This window comes from Nocardia transvalensis, assembly GCF_015477765.1.
GTDB classification, from domain to species: domain Bacteria; phylum Actinomycetota; class Actinomycetes; order Mycobacteriales; family Mycobacteriaceae; genus Nocardia; species Nocardia transvalensis_A.
Window position 1 is genome coordinate 40,193 of record NZ_JADLQQ010000002.1, and the last position, 14,413, is coordinate 54,605.

Here is a 14,413-nt window from a genome sequence, read left to right on the forward strand (position 1 = left end):
AGGTGATCCTGCTCGGTACCGCCGCCGGTGGTGGCTTCCCGCAATGGAACTGCGCCTGCGCACTGTGCGACAGAGCGCGCCGTGGGGAACTGAGCCCGCGCAGCCAGGAATGTGTTGCCGTGAGCGGTAATTCGCGCGATTGGTGGCTGCTCAATGCGTCACCCGACATTCGCGCGCAGCTGCTCACCACCCCGGCCCTGCGCCCGGGCCCGGGTCCGCGTGACACTCCCGTGCGCGGCGTCCTTCTCACCGACGCCGAGCTGGACCACACGCTCGGGCTCACCATCCTGCGCGGGGCCGCCGGACCGACCGTCTACGCCGCTGCGCCGGTGCTCGACGCGCTCGAAACGAGCATGCCGCTGCGTGGCTTGCTGGACCGTTACGCGCCCTGGACATGGCAGGACATCACCCCGCCCGGCAGTATCGAGCTGGCCGGTGGGCTCCGCGTCGGCTCCTGCCCGATCAGCGCCAAGGCCCCGAAGTACGCGGCGGCGGCCCCGCCGAACGACCATTGGGTTATCGCCCTCCGAATCGAGGACCCGGCAACCGGCGGCTCTCTGGTCTACGCCCCCTGCCTGGCCACCTGGCCCGCAGACCTGGACGCGCTGCTGACCTCGGCGACGTGCGCGCTGGTGGACGGCACGTTCTTCGGCGCCGCCGAATTGGGCACGGCCGTCCGCTCACCAGACTCGGACGCGGGCCAATCCCTCATGGGCCATGTCCCCGTGGCCGGACACGGCGGCACCCTCGCCGCCCTCGCCCGCCACCCGAGGCTGCGCCGGATCTACACCCACCTCAACAACACCAACCCTCTCCTGGACCCCGCCTCGCCCGCGAGCGCACTGGTCCAGCAGGCCGGCGTCGAGGTCCTGGCAGACGGCTCCGAATTCACCGTCTAGGTGCTTCGGGCACGCAGTCCGTCGAAGACGACCGCCAATGCCTTGGCGCGCAGCTCCGGGTCGTCCTCCTCGTCCGCGACGGCCAGGCATAGGCCTTTCATGACGAACAGGACCTCGGGCGCCGCCAGTTCCGGCCGTATCGCACCGGATCGGCGCGCGCGGGCCAGCAATGTCTCGACCGCCCCCCGGATTCCGTATTTGATATCCTCGAATTCGTTGGTGCCGACCGGGTATCCGGCATCGGGCACGTCCAACATCTCGGTCAGCATCTTGTTTTGGGCCGTGGTCTCGCAGAAGCGTGTCAGATAGCCGAACAGCGCCGGACCCGGATCGTCCGCGGTCGCCAGCGCCTCCGCGGTGGCGAGGAGCCGTCGCCCGCGATCGATGACGATGGCCTCGTGCAGCGCCCGCCGGTTGGGGAAGTGCCGGTACAAGGTGCCCAGCCCTACCCCGGCCTGTTCGGCGATCGCTCGCATCGATGCCGACCGGCCGTCGCGGGCCAGCACTTCCTCGGCCGCCTCCAGCACTCGCACCCGGTTGCGCTGGGCGTCGGCCCGCATCGGCGCGGGGTGTCCGGTCATCTGCGTCCTTCCTCACATTGACGAACCGACCATTCGGTCCTTAGCTGGAAATCGGAACATCTGTTCCGATTTTACGATCGGCGGAGGTGCCACATGCGAACGGTGGAGCAACGCTATCTTTCTCCGGGCGAGAGCAATCTGCTCACGCTCGGAGTCGGCCCCGTGGTCGCCCAGGCCAGAATCGACGGCGCCGTCGATCCCGAGACCCTGCGGCGGGCGCTCGACCTTCTGGCCGTCGAGTATCCGCTGCTCGGCAGCAGGATTGTCGAGGACGGTGACGGATATCTGCTACAGAGCGCGGCGGGAGAGGGCCCCTCGCTCACGGACGCGGCCATCGATGACGACCCGTTCACTCTCGAGCTGAACACTCCCGTGCCCCGCGAACACGAGCTCGCGCGTGCGGGGGTGTTTCGGGACGGCGGCGACGGCGTGGTGAGCCTGGCCATCGACCATTCCGCGGCCGACGGCCGCCTCACCACGACCCTGCTGCGCAAGCTGCTGGGCTACTACGCCGCCTTGGCCGAGGGGCAAGTGCCGAATCCGGCCCCCGGTCACGGGCTCGAGTCCCCGCTCGAGGCGCGGCTCGACGCTCGCTACGGGACCGAGGAGGACTTCGGGGCGCCGGAGCAGATCGCCCCGGCGATGCTGCCCACGCCGGCGCTCGGTCGACCGGTGCCCGCGCAGCGTTTCGGCGTCGGCCACCTCTCCCAGGGCCGGCGCGCCACCACGGCGTTGACGCAGCGGGCGCGTGCGGACGGCCTGACGATGAACGGCCTGCTGAGCGGAATCGTCGCGACGGCGCTGTCGGACGTGGTGGACGGGCCCATCGCGTTCATGTTCCCGGTCGACCTCCGATCCCGACTGCGACCCGCCCTGCGGCCGGACGCTCAGTTGCTGTCGGTGGGACCGATTCACACCGTTGTCGCCACCACCGAGCAGCCCGATGCCATCGACCTGGGCCGACAGATCACGACGCAGGTGAGGACGGCCATCGACGAAGCTCTGCCACAGAAGTCGATCCTTGCCATGAAGGCGCGCGACCGATCCGGCCCAGAAACATTGCCGTCGATGACCATCTCCAATCTGGGACGGCTGGACACGCCGCCGCTACCGCCCGGTGCCGGGCTGCGGGCGGTCCGGTTCGGCACCACCTTCCCGCAACCGAGCCCGATTCTGTTCGCCAGCAGCACCGACGGGAGGCTCGATCTCGATCTCGTCTATGACAGAACGTATTTCACCGACGAACAGATGACCGGGCTGACGGCCGGTATTCAGGCCGGGCTGGAACGATTCGCCAGCGTTGGCGTGTAAGGGGATTATGGGAGACCGAAGGCCAGCAGGACATTTCCCGGCATGCCCGTGGTGATCTGGCGGCCGTAACCGGAGTTGGTGAACAGCATCCCGTTCGAGATGACCGCACCGTGGCCGTTGATGCCGCCGCCGACTCCGGGCACTCCGTTCACCGTCTTGTAGGGCCGCGCCGTGTTGTACTCCCACAGGATGGCGCCGGTCTCGGCGGAGAACACCCGCATCTTGCCGTCCAGGCTGCCCTCGTAGACCAGGCCGGGGGTCGAGGAGACGGCGTTCGGCATGGCGAGCTGGCACAGCGGCAGGTTCGGGATCGGCGGCGGATCGATCAGGCAGCTGTCGGCGGGATTCGGTGTGGCCCAGAGGACCTCGCCGGTGGCCGGGTTCAGGGCAAAGAGGGTGCCCGGCTGGGCCTGATACGTGGCGACGTACAGGCGCTGGCCGTCATAGCTTGCGCCCCACTGGATCCCCTGCAACGACTCAGCGCCCGGGGAGGTCGGCAGCACCGGTGTCGGCGTGGACAAGCGGGTCTGCCAGACGATGTCACCGGTGGCGGCGTCGAGCAGGTGGTAGACACCGCTCTTCTGGCCCGCGCCGACAACCGTGCGGTCACCGATCTTGAAGATGTTCGCCTGCGAACCGAAGTCGAAATCGTGGCCGGGATCGGGGCAGTTGCCGCCCGGCGGCGGAACCGCGCAGCGGCCGTTCCAGGGCGGGTCCCCCGGAGTCATCCGGCGAATCCACCGGGGCGTTCCGGTGTCGATGTCCAGCGCGCCGATCGCTTCCGCCCCGGTGGGATATCCGGTGTAGGGGTTGCCCGAGGTGTAGTACAGCGTGCGTGTCTGCGCGTCGATCGTGGGTGACGACCAGACCGGTGCACCGCTGGGAGCGAACTCCGGCTTGCCGCCGGTCGGCTGCGGCTGCTCGATCGTATAGTGCTTCCACTGCACGTCGCCGGTGGCGGCATCGAGCGCCACGACACTGCCTCGGAAGGTGCAGCAGTGGTACAGGTCGCTGGTGGCGATGCCCAACTCCTGACTGGACACACCGACATAGACGCGGCCGTCGGACACCAGCGGCGAGCTGGTGATGATCGCGTAGCGATGGTCGTCGAGCTGGCGGACCCAGCGCAGGGCGCCCGTCGCGGCATCGAGGGCCCACAGCTTGGCCGCGGCGTCACCGAAGTAGACCAGCCCGTTCGCGACCGCGGGCCCGTCGCGCAGACCGAACGTGGGCACGTTCCCCCCGAGGGGTTTCTGGGCCTCGAACGACCACCGGGTCGCGCCGGTCTCGGCGTCCAGCGCATAGAACGTCCCGTTGCGCCCGCCGACGTAGACGGTCCCGTCGACGACCGCGGGCTGGCTGGACGCGGCGATGGTCTCGGGGAATGCGAACGCCCACTTCAGTCGTAACGACCCCACCGTGGCCGGGGTGATGGCGGTCTCGTGCGGATTGTACCGGGAGCCGGTGAGATCGAACTGCCACATCGTCCAGTTTCCGCTGGAATTCTGGGAGTTTGCGGCCGGTGCGCCAGCCAGCAGCAGGACGGTCACGGCCGCGGCGATCGACGCGCGAGCGACCCTCGCGGTGATGGACATCAGGTTCACGAGTACGTGACTCCTTACCCGCCCCCTAGGTTTGCTGGACAGTGCGAATAACAGGAGTGTGATGCATGTTACATCCCCTGTTACGACATCTCCGTTACGACAGACCGCCCATCTGCGTGCGAAGATTTCGCTTGGTGTTGGTTTAACCGACCAGAATTACCGCTGAGACTCGATCGAGCGAGAAAATCAACACAACTCGGCTGCGACTCGGGAGGAGTCTTCTCGATGCGAGGTAAAGCAGCGGTACTGGGTGCCTGCGCACTTGCCGCGACTCTGCTGGCGGTTCCGCCCACTGCCCATGCCTGGGGCGAGCAGGGCCACAATGCGACCGGCGCCATCGCCGAACTGCGGCTGCATCCTGCGGCGCGGGACGAGGTCGCCCGCCTGCTGGCCGGCGAGCCCGACCCCACCCTCGCCGGGGTCGCCAATTGGGCCGACGACCTGCGAAGGACCGATACCGAGCTCGGGAAACGCTCGGCGCCGTGGCATTACGTCAATATCGGCGAGAACGGCTGCACCTACGACCCCGCGGTGAACGGCAACAACGGCGACAACGTCATCGAGGCATTGCGGACGCAGACCGCGACGCTGGCCGATAGAACTCGGTCGGATGCCGACCGGCGCCAGGCCCTGAAGTTCGTCGTCCACTTCGTCGGTGACATCCATCAGCCGCTGCACGCCGGGTACGCCCACGACCGCGGCGGAAACGAATTCAAGGTCAACTATCTCGGCGAGGACACCAACCTGCACGCGGTGTGGGACCGCCGCCTGCTCGACACCCGCCACGCGAGCGACGACGAGGAGGTGCGGCGGCTGCTCGCGCTCCCGGCGCCCGATCTGCCTCCTGCGCAACCGGATACCGATCCCATCCGATGGGCGCAGGACAGCTGCCGGATCGTCGAGACTCCCGGCTTCTATCCCCCCTCGTCGGTGATCGGGGACGACTACACCCGCCAATTCCTGCCGGTAGCCGAAAGTCGGCTCCGCCTCGCCGGGGAACGGCTGGGACAGCTACTCAACGCCGTACTCGCCCCAGAGGGCAACGTGAGATGATCACCGTGCAATCGTCTCAACAACCCTGCGAGGCCCCATGCAGATCGCTGTCCTGACTTATCCGGCAATGACCGCCCTCGACGCCATCGGGCCCTACGAGGTGCTGCGGCTTGCCCCGGGTGTGGATCTGCGTTTCGTCTGGCACGAACCGGGACCGGTCGTCACCGACAGCAATGTGCTCGTTCTGGGGGCCACTCATTCGCTGGAGGAGACGCCCGCCCCCCAGGTCGTGGTGGTGCCGGGTGGTGCGGGCGCATTCACCACGGTCGGTGACGAGCGGGTGCTGGACTGGTTGCGGCGCGTCCACCGGACCTCCCTGTGGACCACCTCGGTGTGCACCGGATCGCTGATTCTCGCCGCGGCCGGGCTTCTCGACGGTCGACCGGCGACCACGCACTGGGCGGCGCAACCGGCGCTGGGCGCCTTGGGGGCGACACCGCAACGGGGACAACGGATCGTGCACGGCGACCGGATCGCCACCGCGGCCGGGGTGTCGGCGGGGATCGATCTGGCCCTGTGGCTGGTCGGCGAGATGTTCGGCGCCGACCGTGCCCAGACCATCCAGCTGAGCATCGAATACGACCCCCAGCCCCCGTTCGACGCCGGACATCCCAGCAAGGCTCCGGCGTCGGTGCGCGCCGCCTCCCTCGCCGACCAGGCACGCCTGGCGTCGGGTCTGTGGGACGCGGGCCTGCTCGCCCGTACCGCTCAGGCCCTGCCACAAGCCTTGTGGCGCAGCGCGATCCGGCGAGTCCGGCGCGAGCCCGTCGGCTAGCCCGCCCTGTCGAGATGGGCCATTGCCCGGGCGGCGACGTAGTCGTGCAGGCGTGCGACCGCCGGGGTCGGGCGGTGGTTTCCCGAGGCCAGGCCGATGCTGCGCTCGGGTGGGTTGGTAAGGGTGATGCGATGCAGGTCGGGGTGGGGTGTTTCGGGTTCGGGGAGCAGGGCGACGCCGAGATTGCGGGCGACGAGGGCGCGCAGGGTCTCGAATTCGGTGATCTCGAAGGCGACGTTCGGGGTGAATCCCGCGGTGTCACACCAGGAATCGAGTAGCCGCCGCAGGTGGTAGCTCGGTGGGTTCGCGACGAAGGTCTCGCCGGTGAGATCGGCGGGTTCGACCGTGTCCTTCCCGGCGAGTCGGTGGTGATGCGAGACGTAGAGGTGGATGCGCTGGTGTCCCAGCACGATTGCCGGTAGGTCCGTGGGGGAGGGGATCATGACGGCGAGATCGAGATGTCCGTGCCGGACCAGGTCGGCGAGGGCTTCGCCGTGGGCCTGCACCAGGTGGAGCCGGATGCGTGGGGCGCCGAGGTGAAAGTCGGCCAGCAGCGAGGGGATGCTGACCGGTCCGAGGGTGAGCGGGAATCCGAAGCGGACGAGCCCGCCGTCGGGATCGGCATTGCCGCGCACCACGGTGACCGCGTCGTCGAGGCCGCGGACGAGCTCTCGGGTGCGTTCGAACAGTTCGCGTCCGGCCGCGGTAAGGACGATGCCCCGGCCGGACGGCTGGAACAACTGCACGCCGAGGGTCTTCTCGACGGTCTTCAACCGCCGGCTCAGCGATGACTGCGGAACTCCCAACCGCTGTGCGGCGCGTGTGATGTGCCCCTCACCGGCCGCCGCGTCGAAGGCCGCCAGCAACGGTACGAGCGCCTCGACCTGGGCCGACACTGATTCATCCATATTTGGATGGTAATGGCTCGCTCTTGCTTGTAGACGGATGAGTCCCGGCGCGTGACGATGCCATCATCACCGCACAGGGGAGGTAACACCATGGACACCACACACGCCGTCGACCCGAAACCGGTTGCCCCGAAAGACGTTCTCGACGTCGCGCTGATCGGGGGCGGCATCATGTCCGCGACGCTGGGCGCGATGCTCGCCACGGTGCAACCCGACTGGTCGATGGTCATGTTCGAGCGGCTCGGTGAGATCGCGGGCGAGAGCTCGGACGCCTGGAACAACGCCGGGACCGGCCACGCGGGGTTGTGCGAGCTGAACTACATGCCCGATCCCGGCGACCCGGCGAAGGCCGCACAGATCGGGGGTCTGTTCCACTTGTCCCGGCAGTTCTGGGCCGCACTGGCCGACGACGGCGACCTCACCGATCCGGCCTCGTTCGTCAACCCCACACCCCATATGACCCTCGTATTCGGCGACCGCGACGTCGCCTACCTCCGGCGGCGCTACGAGACGTTGCGTTCGCTGCCGCTGTTCTCCGCAATGCAGTACACCGAAGACCCCGACACCATCGCCGAGTGGGCACCGCTGACGATGGCCGGTCGCGACCGCACCGAACCGATGGCCGCCACCCGGTACCGGGCGGGCACCGATGTCGATTTCGGCGCCCTGACCCGCGCGCTCACGACCGTCATGACCGACCGCGGCGCGCAGGTCCTGGTAAGGCACGAGGTGACAGGGCTGCGCCGCGCTCCGGACGGGATCTGGAGTCTGACGGTTCGTGATCGTAATGCCAAGCGGCGCTTCACGGTTCGAGCCAGGTTCGTATTCGTCGGCGCGGGTGGCTACGCATTGAAGCTGCTGCAGAAGGCGGGCGTTCCCGAGGTCCGCGGTTACGCCGTGTTTCCGTTCGGCGCGCAGTTCCTGCGCACCGACAATCCCGACGTCGCCCGCCGCCACGACGCGAAGGTCTACAGTCAGGCGTCGCTCGGCGCTCCGCCGATGTCGGTGCCGCATTTGGACAAACGCATTGTCGACGGCCGTGAATCGCTGCTGTTCGGTCCCTATGCCACGTTCAGTACACGCCTGCTCAAACACGGGCGGCTCATCGACCTGTTCACCACAATCCGTTTGTCCAACATCGTTGTATTGCTCGCCGTCGCCGGCCAAAATCTGGCTCTGGTCCGCTACCTCGTCGGCCAACTGCTGTCTACGCGTCGCCGCAAATTCGCTCAGCTGCAACGCTTCTACCCCGACGCCGACCCCGCGGACTGGTACCCGATCCAGGCAGGCCAGCGAGCGCAGCTGGTCAAACCGGACCCTCACAAGGTCGGCGTCCTGACCTTCGGCACCGAACTGGTCACCGGCGCGGACGGCACAATCGCGGGACTGCTCGGCGCCTCACCCGGCGCGTCCACCGCCCCGGCAATCATGATCGACCTACTGGCGCGTTGTTTTCCGGAACAGGCCACACAGTGGCGACACAAGCTGACCGCCATGACCCAGGAGGCTGCCGTCGCCGCATCGCCGACCGACGGCCCGGCCCGGCCCGGCCAGCATGGCCCTGCGTGAGGCACAGACCGTCGCCCGGGCGGTCGTGCAATAGCGGTGACCGGGACTCCGGTAGCTTGATGGATGGCAAGCTCGAGCTCGCGATCACCGACACCATGATCGGAGGCAGCTAGTGAACACCTCGTCTACAGCCGATCTCATCGAGGACATCAGCCGCTGGTACGAGAGTTATCTCGGCGCCCTCCCGGACATTCTTTCCGGTGCGCTCCCGAGACTGTTCGACTTTTTCGCCGTGCCGCTGTTGTCGCTGTCCAGCAGTGGCGCGGTGACCCTGCGGGACGCGGCGGACGTGGTGGGCATGTACGACAGCATGTTCGACGGACTGCACCCGCCCGAGCAGGTCCACGCCATCGAATGCGGACGCACGATCCGGGTCCTGAACGCTCGATCGGCGGTCATCGCCGCCACCTGGGAACGGCAGGACGCCGAGGGCAACACGCTGGAGAAAATCCCCTACGAGAATCTCGTCGCCGACAGCGGCGATGGGTGGCGGATCGTGGTGATGACCAAACTGGATCCTGAGCTGGGCGCCGTCGGGGCGAGTCCGATCACTTTGGAGAGCCCGGCCATGCGAATCACTCCGCAAACCGGCACCTGACCCACGCCGGGTGAGCGATCATCGACTTACCCGGGTGGATAGGGAGTTCCGTTATGCCACAGCCGATCATCTCGATCAGACGTCGTCGCCCGCGAGGCTTCCCGGCGGCCGCTCTGGCGTTCCTGATGATGTTCGCGGTCTCGATGGGGGCCTCGGCCGTCCGGGCCGAGGCGCAGCCGGCGGGTCCGACGCCGCAGCAATTGGCCGGGCAGCGGGTGATCTACTCCTATCCGGGCCTGACACCGCCGCAGTCCCTGTTCGACGACATCCGCGCGGGCCGCGCCGCCGGGGTGATCTTCTTCGGGGAGAACATATCCAGTAGGGAGCAGATCGCCGGGGTGGTCGCCCAGCTGCGGCAGGCTCAGGCCGAAAGCCCGATCTCGGTGCCGCTGCTGTTGATGACCGACCAGGAGGGCGGCCTGGTGCGACGGCTGCCCGGCGACCCGGTGCCCTCGGCGAAACAGATCGGCCAGTCCGCAAATCCAGTGGGCGCTGCCCTCGACGCGGGGACCGGTGCCGGGAACAATCTGCGCGGTGTGGGGATGAACGTCAATCTCGCCCCGGTGCTGGACGTGTACGACACGCCGGGCAACTTCATCGACGCCCCGCAACGCTCCTTCAGCGACAACCCCTACGTCGTCGCCGCGCTCGGGTCGGCGTTCCTCGCCGCTCAGCAGGCCACCGGCGTCGCCGCCACCGCCAAGCACTTCCCCGGCCTGGGCAAGGCGCCCGCCGGGCAGAACACCGACCTCGGCCCCGTCACCCTCCCGGTGAGCCTGTCCACGCTGCGCTCGGTCGACGAGCTCCCCTATCCCGCGGCCAGGGTCGCCGGGGTGAAGCTGGTGATGATGTCCTGGGCCGTCTATCCCGCCCTCGACGCCGACCGCCCCGCCGGACTGTCGCCCACGATCGTCGACCGGGAATTGCGCGGCCGCAACGGTTTCCGCGGCGTGACGATCACCGATGCCCTGGAGGCCGGGGCGCTGAACTCGTTCGGGACCACCGGTGAGCGTGCGGTGGCGGCGGCCTCGGCCGGGATGGACCTGATCCTGTGCTCGGCACGCGACACCGCCCAGGGCGAGGACGCCAGGACCGCGTTGGCCGACGCCTACACCAGCGGCCGACTCGACCCCCGGGCATTCACCGAGGCCGTCGACCGCGTCACCGCCTTGCGCGCCGGGCTGGCTTGATTCGCCGGACTCACGAAAACCGTTCGCAGTAGGCCGGATTCGCCGAATGCGGGTCGGGATTCCTGTTAGGATCCCCGTTGTGAATCGAGCGTGGGGGTCGTCACACTTTCGTGGAGGCGGCTACCGCCAGTCGTACCGCTGAGGGAATCAACGCGATGATCGTTGTCAGAACTACGGCGGAACTGCGGAAAGTCCTGGCGGAACCGCGCGATCAGGGCAAGAGCATCGGCTACGTGCCCACCATGGGCGCCCTGCACGAGGGACACCTTGCGCTCGTCCGCGAGGCCAGGAAGCGCGACGACGTGGTGGTGGCCTCGATCTTCGTCAACCCGTTGCAATTCGGGCCGGACGAGGACTTCGAAACATACCCCCGCGACGAGGACCGGGACCTGGCGCTCTGCGAGAAAGCGGAGGCGGACATCGCGTGGTTGCCCACGGCGGAGGAGCTGTTCCCGCCCGGTTTCGGGCTGATCGTCGCGGTTCCGCACCTGTCGGGCGTGCTGTGCGGGAAGAGCCGGCCCACCCACTTCGCCGGAGTCACCACCGAGATGACGAGGGTCCTGATTCTGCTCGCGCCGACCGCGGTCTACCTGGGGGAGAAGGATTTTCAGCAGTTGGTGGTGATGAAGGCCGTCGTCCGTGACCTCGGGTTGCCGATCGAGGTCCGTGCGGTGCCCACCGTGCGGGAGCCCGACGGCCTGGCCCTCTCGTCCAGAAATGCCTACCTCGCCGGTGCCGAGCGGCAGACCGCCGCCTCGCTGTTCCGCATCCTGTCGCAGCTCATTACGAGACTGCGGGCCGAATCCGGGGCCGTCGCCGCCGTACTCGCCGAGGGCCGCCGGGCACTGACCGAGGCGGGCGTGGACCGGGTCGACTATCTGGAACTGGTCGACAGCGAAACCCTCGAGCCGGTCGGCGAGGCCACCTGCGGCAACCGGCTCGTGGCGGCGATCCGGGTCGGGAGTACGCGCCTGATCGACAACATGGAGGTTTAGGCCGCGGCGCCCTCGACCTGGCGCCGAAGTAGGGGATGCACGTGGGGGGTCGGGGTGCGGAAGGCAAACGATGGACTTGATGACGGAGCTGCTGGAGGCCGTATCCGCCGAGGTGGACGCGCACCGGCTACCGGGAGCAGTGATCGCGGTGACGGCCGACGGGTCACTGCTCGACCTGCAGGCCGTCGGCTACCTGGACCCGGACAGCGCGCAGCCGATGCGGGACGACGCCATCTTCCGCATCTACTCCATGACGAAGGTCTTCACCGCGCTGGCAGCGTTGACGATGGTGGCAGAAGGCCGAATCCGAATGGCGGACCCGGTCGCCGAATGGCTGCCGTGCTTCGGCGACCTCCGCGTCCACGCGTCCGGTGCGCTGCGCCCGCCGAGGCGGCCGCTCGTGATCGAGGACCTGATGCGGCAGACCGCGGGCATCGGCGGCGGAGCCCACACATCGGAGAACATCAAGCCCTATTACGAGAAAGCGAAGCTGCGGAAATTCGACCACCGGGCCGAGCCACACACCCTGGACGATGTCGTGCGGACACTGGCGAGACAGCCCCTGGCCGCCGATCCGGGCACCGTGTGGGAATACGGCATGGCGATGGACGTCCTCGGGCGCATTCTCGAACTGGCAGACAACCGGCCACTGGACGAGATCGTCGAGCGGCGGGTCTGCGGCCCACTCGGATTGCGCGACACCGGCTTCAGCGTTGCCGGATCGGACCTGGACCGCGTCGCGCGACGGCTGTCGGACGTCCCCGGAACACCACACGGCCTTGTGACACACCAGCAAAGGCCGCCCTGGTTGTCGGCCGGGTCGGGTGGTTATTCGACCGCCGCCGACTTCGCCAGACTGCTGTGCGCCATCGTTCCCGACCGTGACGGCCGGCTGGCCATCCCGGCCCTGGGCCCGATCACGCGGGAACTGTTCGTCGATCGGATCGGACGGCTGGCAGGAAGCGGCCCCGACTACATTCCGGGCAAGGGTTACGGCTTCTCCTACGGGCTCCATGTGCCGAGCAGCGATCCGGCTTGGGCGGCATTGGATCCCCACGCGCACACCGTGGGGTGGCTGGGGCGCGCCGCGACCTCCTTCGTCTACGACATTCCCAGCGGGGTGGGGGCGGTCGTGATGACTCTGCGTTACGGGAGGGCGGTCCACTATCGGGACCGGGTCCGCTCGATCGTGGTGCATCATCGGGCCTCGTCATGGACGTAGCCTCCGGCGAGCCGGTCGTCCTCGTGGAGGGCTTACGGAAGACCTACGGATCGGTCCTTGCCCTGGACGACGTGGGCCTGACAATCGGACGGGGGGAGATCTTCGGACTGTTGGGCCGCAACGGCGCGGGCAAGTCCACGGCTCTGGACATCATCTGCGGACTCGTCGAGCCGACCGCGGGCCGGGTGCAGGTGTTCGGCGCCGACGTACGCAGGCGCGGCCGGTGGGTGCGTCGGCGCATCGGGTATGTCCCGCAGGACAATACGGTGTACCTGGCGATGACGGTGTGGCAGAACCTGCGCTTCGCCGCGATCGTGCGGGGGATGTCGTCTCGGAGTGCGCAGCGCAGGGCCGCGGAGGTGATGGAGCGGCTCGGCCTCGGCCGGATAGCGGACAGGGGCGGGGCGCAGCTGTCGGGCGGTGAGCGCCGCCGACTGTCGATCGGCATGGGCATCGTGCATTCGCCACCGCTGATGGTTCTGGACGAACCGAGCACCGGCGTCGACATCGATTCCCGCCACGCCATCCACAACCTGCTCAGGGAACTGCGCGGCGACGGCTCGACAATCCTCTACACGACACACCATCTGGAGGAGGCCGAAACCCTCTGCGATCGAATCGGTGTGCTCGAGGCGGGGATGCTCCTTGTCACGGCCGACGTGAAAAGCTTTGTGGCCGAATACGGCAGCCCGTTCTGCGAGATCGTCAGCGACAACGCGGAGGCCGTGGCGACCCTGCTGCACGACGTGCTGCCCGGGGCCGCAATAACGGTGCACGGCAGGCGGATTCGGGTGGGGACGCACCGAGCGGAGATACTTCCCGCCCTCGTCCGGGTGCTCGACGAGAGCCGCCTGCCCATCAAGGATGTGCGATCGGTTCCGGTCTCCCTGGAGAACGCCTTCCTGCAGGCCATCGAGCTGCAGCGGATCGGATCGGAGGCGCGATGACGATCACCTGGGCCTTCATCCGAAAGGAGTTGGCGACCTGGCGCCAGGATCCCACCCTGTTCGTCTTCCTCTTCGCCGCACCGCTGCTGATGCAGGCCCTGCTCAGCGACGCCTTCTCCCGAATCACCGAGGGCGCGGGAGCGAATCAGACGGTCCCCGGCTTCACGATCATGTTCGGCTTCTACGTCATGATGTTCATGGGCACATCCCACTACCGCGAACACGCCTCGGGGGCATGGAGTCTGGTGAGAACCAGCGGCCTGTCCCGGGGAACGATGGCCATCCAGCTCGCGATCCCCTACTTCGTTCTCTCGTCGGCGCAGATGGCGCTGTTGATCGTCACCGGGCGGGTGCTGTTCGGTGGAACGATCAACGGATCGCCGCTCGCCTTGGCCATCCTCATCCTGACCATCGCCTGGACCGCCATCGCCCTGGGGCTGGTCCTGATCTCGGTCACGCGCAACGTCTCGGCCATGCAGAATCTGTGCCAGCTGGTGGTGCTCGGCATGGGCGCCGTCGGCGGTGCCGTCGTACCGGTCGGGCTGATGCCGGAGTGGAACCGCCCGCTCGCCCCGCTGACCCCTCAGTACTGGGCGGTGGACGGCATGCGCAGTGTTCTCACCCAGCACGGAGGGATGGCGAGCATCGTGCCCAATCTCGCCGTGCTCATCGGCTGGGCCTGCATTTTGTCGATCATCGCGACAGTCGCCTTCGACCCCGGAAGCCGGCGTCGCGTCGCCATTCGCTGAGGGCGGAATCGC

Annotated in this window: 14 protein-coding genes; 11 read left to right on the plus strand and 3 right to left on the minus strand. The window is 67.9% G+C overall.

Translation table 11 applies throughout. From position 1 onward, the window contains the following. The first annotated feature begins 2 nt into the window (after positions 1-2). Positions 3-899: a pyrroloquinoline quinone biosynthesis protein PqqB gene (gene pqqB / locus IU452_RS04120; protein WP_324192490.1), complete on the plus strand. Its 897-nt coding sequence runs from the start codon at positions 3-5 to the stop codon at positions 897-899. On the opposite strand, the gene IU452_RS04125 is transcribed toward pqqB, so the two are convergent. Next, the gene (locus IU452_RS04125; RefSeq protein WP_195107559.1) at positions 896-1,480 is read right to left on the minus strand and encodes a TetR/AcrR family transcriptional regulator; all 585 of its coding nucleotides are present in this window, start codon (positions 1,478-1,480) and stop codon (positions 896-898) included. The two genes, pqqB and IU452_RS04125, sit on opposite strands and share 4 nt — an antisense overlap. A 93-nt stretch (positions 1,481-1,573) precedes the next feature. Between IU452_RS04125 and IU452_RS04130 the strand changes: the two genes are divergently transcribed. Beyond that, positions 1,574-2,791, plus strand: coding sequence for a phthiocerol/phthiodiolone dimycocerosyl transferase family protein (locus tag IU452_RS04130; protein WP_195107560.1), 1,218 nt, complete (start codon positions 1,574-1,576; stop codon positions 2,789-2,791). 5 nt (positions 2,792-2,796) lie between these two features. Here the strand turns inward: IU452_RS04130 and IU452_RS04135 are convergent, their stop codons facing one another. Further along, positions 2,797-4,386 (minus strand): PQQ-binding-like beta-propeller repeat protein, encoded by a 1,590-nt coding sequence (locus IU452_RS04135; RefSeq protein WP_195108231.1) that lies wholly within the window; start codon positions 4,384-4,386, stop codon positions 2,797-2,799. A gap of 234 nt (positions 4,387-4,620) precedes the next feature. On the opposite strand from IU452_RS04135, the gene IU452_RS04140 reads away from it, so the two are divergent. After that, entirely contained in the window at positions 4,621-5,448 is an 828-nt protein-coding gene (locus IU452_RS04140; protein ID WP_195107561.1) for a S1/P1 nuclease, read from the plus strand. A 37-nt stretch (positions 5,449-5,485) separates the two neighbouring features. Next, positions 5,486-6,223: a DJ-1/PfpI family protein gene (locus tag IU452_RS04145; protein ID WP_195107562.1), complete on the plus strand. Its 738-nt coding sequence runs from the start codon at positions 5,486-5,488 to the stop codon at positions 6,221-6,223. On the opposite strand, the gene IU452_RS04150 is transcribed toward IU452_RS04145, so the two are convergent. Continuing rightward, positions 6,220-7,131: a LysR family transcriptional regulator gene (locus tag IU452_RS04150; RefSeq protein ID WP_195107563.1), complete on the minus strand. Its 912-nt coding sequence runs from the start codon at positions 7,129-7,131 to the stop codon at positions 6,220-6,222. The genes IU452_RS04145 and IU452_RS04150 overlap by 4 nt on opposite strands. A gap of 90 nt (positions 7,132-7,221) precedes the next feature. Here IU452_RS04150 and mqo point away from each other — a divergent pair, with 90 nt between their 5' ends. From mqo to IU452_RS04185, 7 genes are all read left to right on the plus strand, one after another. After that, positions 7,222-8,700 (plus strand): malate dehydrogenase (quinone), encoded by a 1,479-nt coding sequence (gene mqo, locus IU452_RS04155; protein ID WP_195107564.1) that lies wholly within the window; start codon positions 7,222-7,224, stop codon positions 8,698-8,700. 112 nt (positions 8,701-8,812) lie between these two features. Then, a complete protein-coding gene (locus IU452_RS04160; protein WP_195107565.1) occupies positions 8,813-9,298 on the plus strand; it encodes a hypothetical protein in 486 nt (161 codons plus the stop codon). Positions 9,299-9,351: 53 nt separating this feature from the next. Then, positions 9,352-10,488, plus strand: a complete 1,137-nt coding sequence (locus IU452_RS04165; RefSeq protein WP_195107566.1) for a glycoside hydrolase family 3 N-terminal domain-containing protein — start codon at positions 9,352-9,354, stop codon at positions 10,486-10,488. Positions 10,489-10,643: 155 nt separating this feature from the next. Continuing rightward, positions 10,644-11,483, plus strand: coding sequence for a pantoate--beta-alanine ligase (gene panC, locus IU452_RS04170; RefSeq protein ID WP_195107567.1), 840 nt, complete (start codon positions 10,644-10,646; stop codon positions 11,481-11,483). Positions 11,484-11,562: 79 nt separating this feature from the next. Continuing rightward, on the plus strand, positions 11,563-12,705 hold the full coding sequence (locus IU452_RS04175; RefSeq protein WP_195107568.1) for a serine hydrolase domain-containing protein: 1,143 nt from the start codon (positions 11,563-11,565) through the stop codon (positions 12,703-12,705). Beyond that, positions 12,696-13,652 (plus strand): ABC transporter ATP-binding protein, encoded by a 957-nt coding sequence (locus IU452_RS04180; protein ID WP_195107569.1) that lies wholly within the window; start codon positions 12,696-12,698, stop codon positions 13,650-13,652. Before IU452_RS04175 ends, IU452_RS04180 begins: the two co-directional genes overlap by 10 nt. Then, complete coding sequence (locus tag IU452_RS04185; protein ID WP_195107570.1) at positions 13,649-14,401, plus strand: ABC transporter permease; 753 nt, start codon at positions 13,649-13,651, stop codon at positions 14,399-14,401. The genes IU452_RS04180 and IU452_RS04185 overlap by 4 nt, the downstream gene beginning before the upstream one ends. Positions 14,402-14,413: the final 12 nt, after the last annotated feature.

What these genes read in the sequence shown, in the direction of transcription:
- IU452_RS04125 (WP_195107559.1), bottom strand. Translation starts at nt 1,480, where the DNA reads ATGACCGGACACCCCGCGCCGATGCGGGCCGACGCCCAGCGCAACCGG.
- IU452_RS04130 (WP_195107560.1), top strand. Translation starts at nt 1,574, where the DNA reads ATGCGAACGGTGGAGCAACGCTATCTTTCTCCGGGCGAGAGCAATCTG.
- IU452_RS04135 (WP_195108231.1), bottom strand. Translation starts at nt 4,386, where the DNA reads ATGTCCATCACCGCGAGGGTCGCTCGCGCGTCGATCGCCGCGGCCGTG.
- IU452_RS04140 (WP_195107561.1), top strand. Translation starts at nt 4,621, where the DNA reads ATGCGAGGTAAAGCAGCGGTACTGGGTGCCTGCGCACTTGCCGCGACT.
- IU452_RS04145 (WP_195107562.1), top strand. Translation starts at nt 5,486, where the DNA reads ATGCAGATCGCTGTCCTGACTTATCCGGCAATGACCGCCCTCGACGCC.
- IU452_RS04150 (WP_195107563.1), bottom strand. Translation starts at nt 7,131, where the DNA reads ATGGATGAATCAGTGTCGGCCCAGGTCGAGGCGCTCGTACCGTTGCTG.
- mqo (WP_195107564.1), top strand. Translation starts at nt 7,222, where the DNA reads ATGGACACCACACACGCCGTCGACCCGAAACCGGTTGCCCCGAAAGAC.
- IU452_RS04165 (WP_195107566.1), top strand. Translation starts at nt 9,352, where the DNA reads ATGCCACAGCCGATCATCTCGATCAGACGTCGTCGCCCGCGAGGCTTC.
- panC (WP_195107567.1), top strand. Translation starts at nt 10,644, where the DNA reads ATGATCGTTGTCAGAACTACGGCGGAACTGCGGAAAGTCCTGGCGGAA.
- IU452_RS04175 (WP_195107568.1), top strand. Translation starts at nt 11,563, where the DNA reads ATGACGGAGCTGCTGGAGGCCGTATCCGCCGAGGTGGACGCGCACCGG.
- IU452_RS04180 (WP_195107569.1), top strand. Translation starts at nt 12,696, where the DNA reads ATGGACGTAGCCTCCGGCGAGCCGGTCGTCCTCGTGGAGGGCTTACGG.
- IU452_RS04185 (WP_195107570.1), top strand. Translation starts at nt 13,649, where the DNA reads ATGACGATCACCTGGGCCTTCATCCGAAAGGAGTTGGCGACCTGGCGC.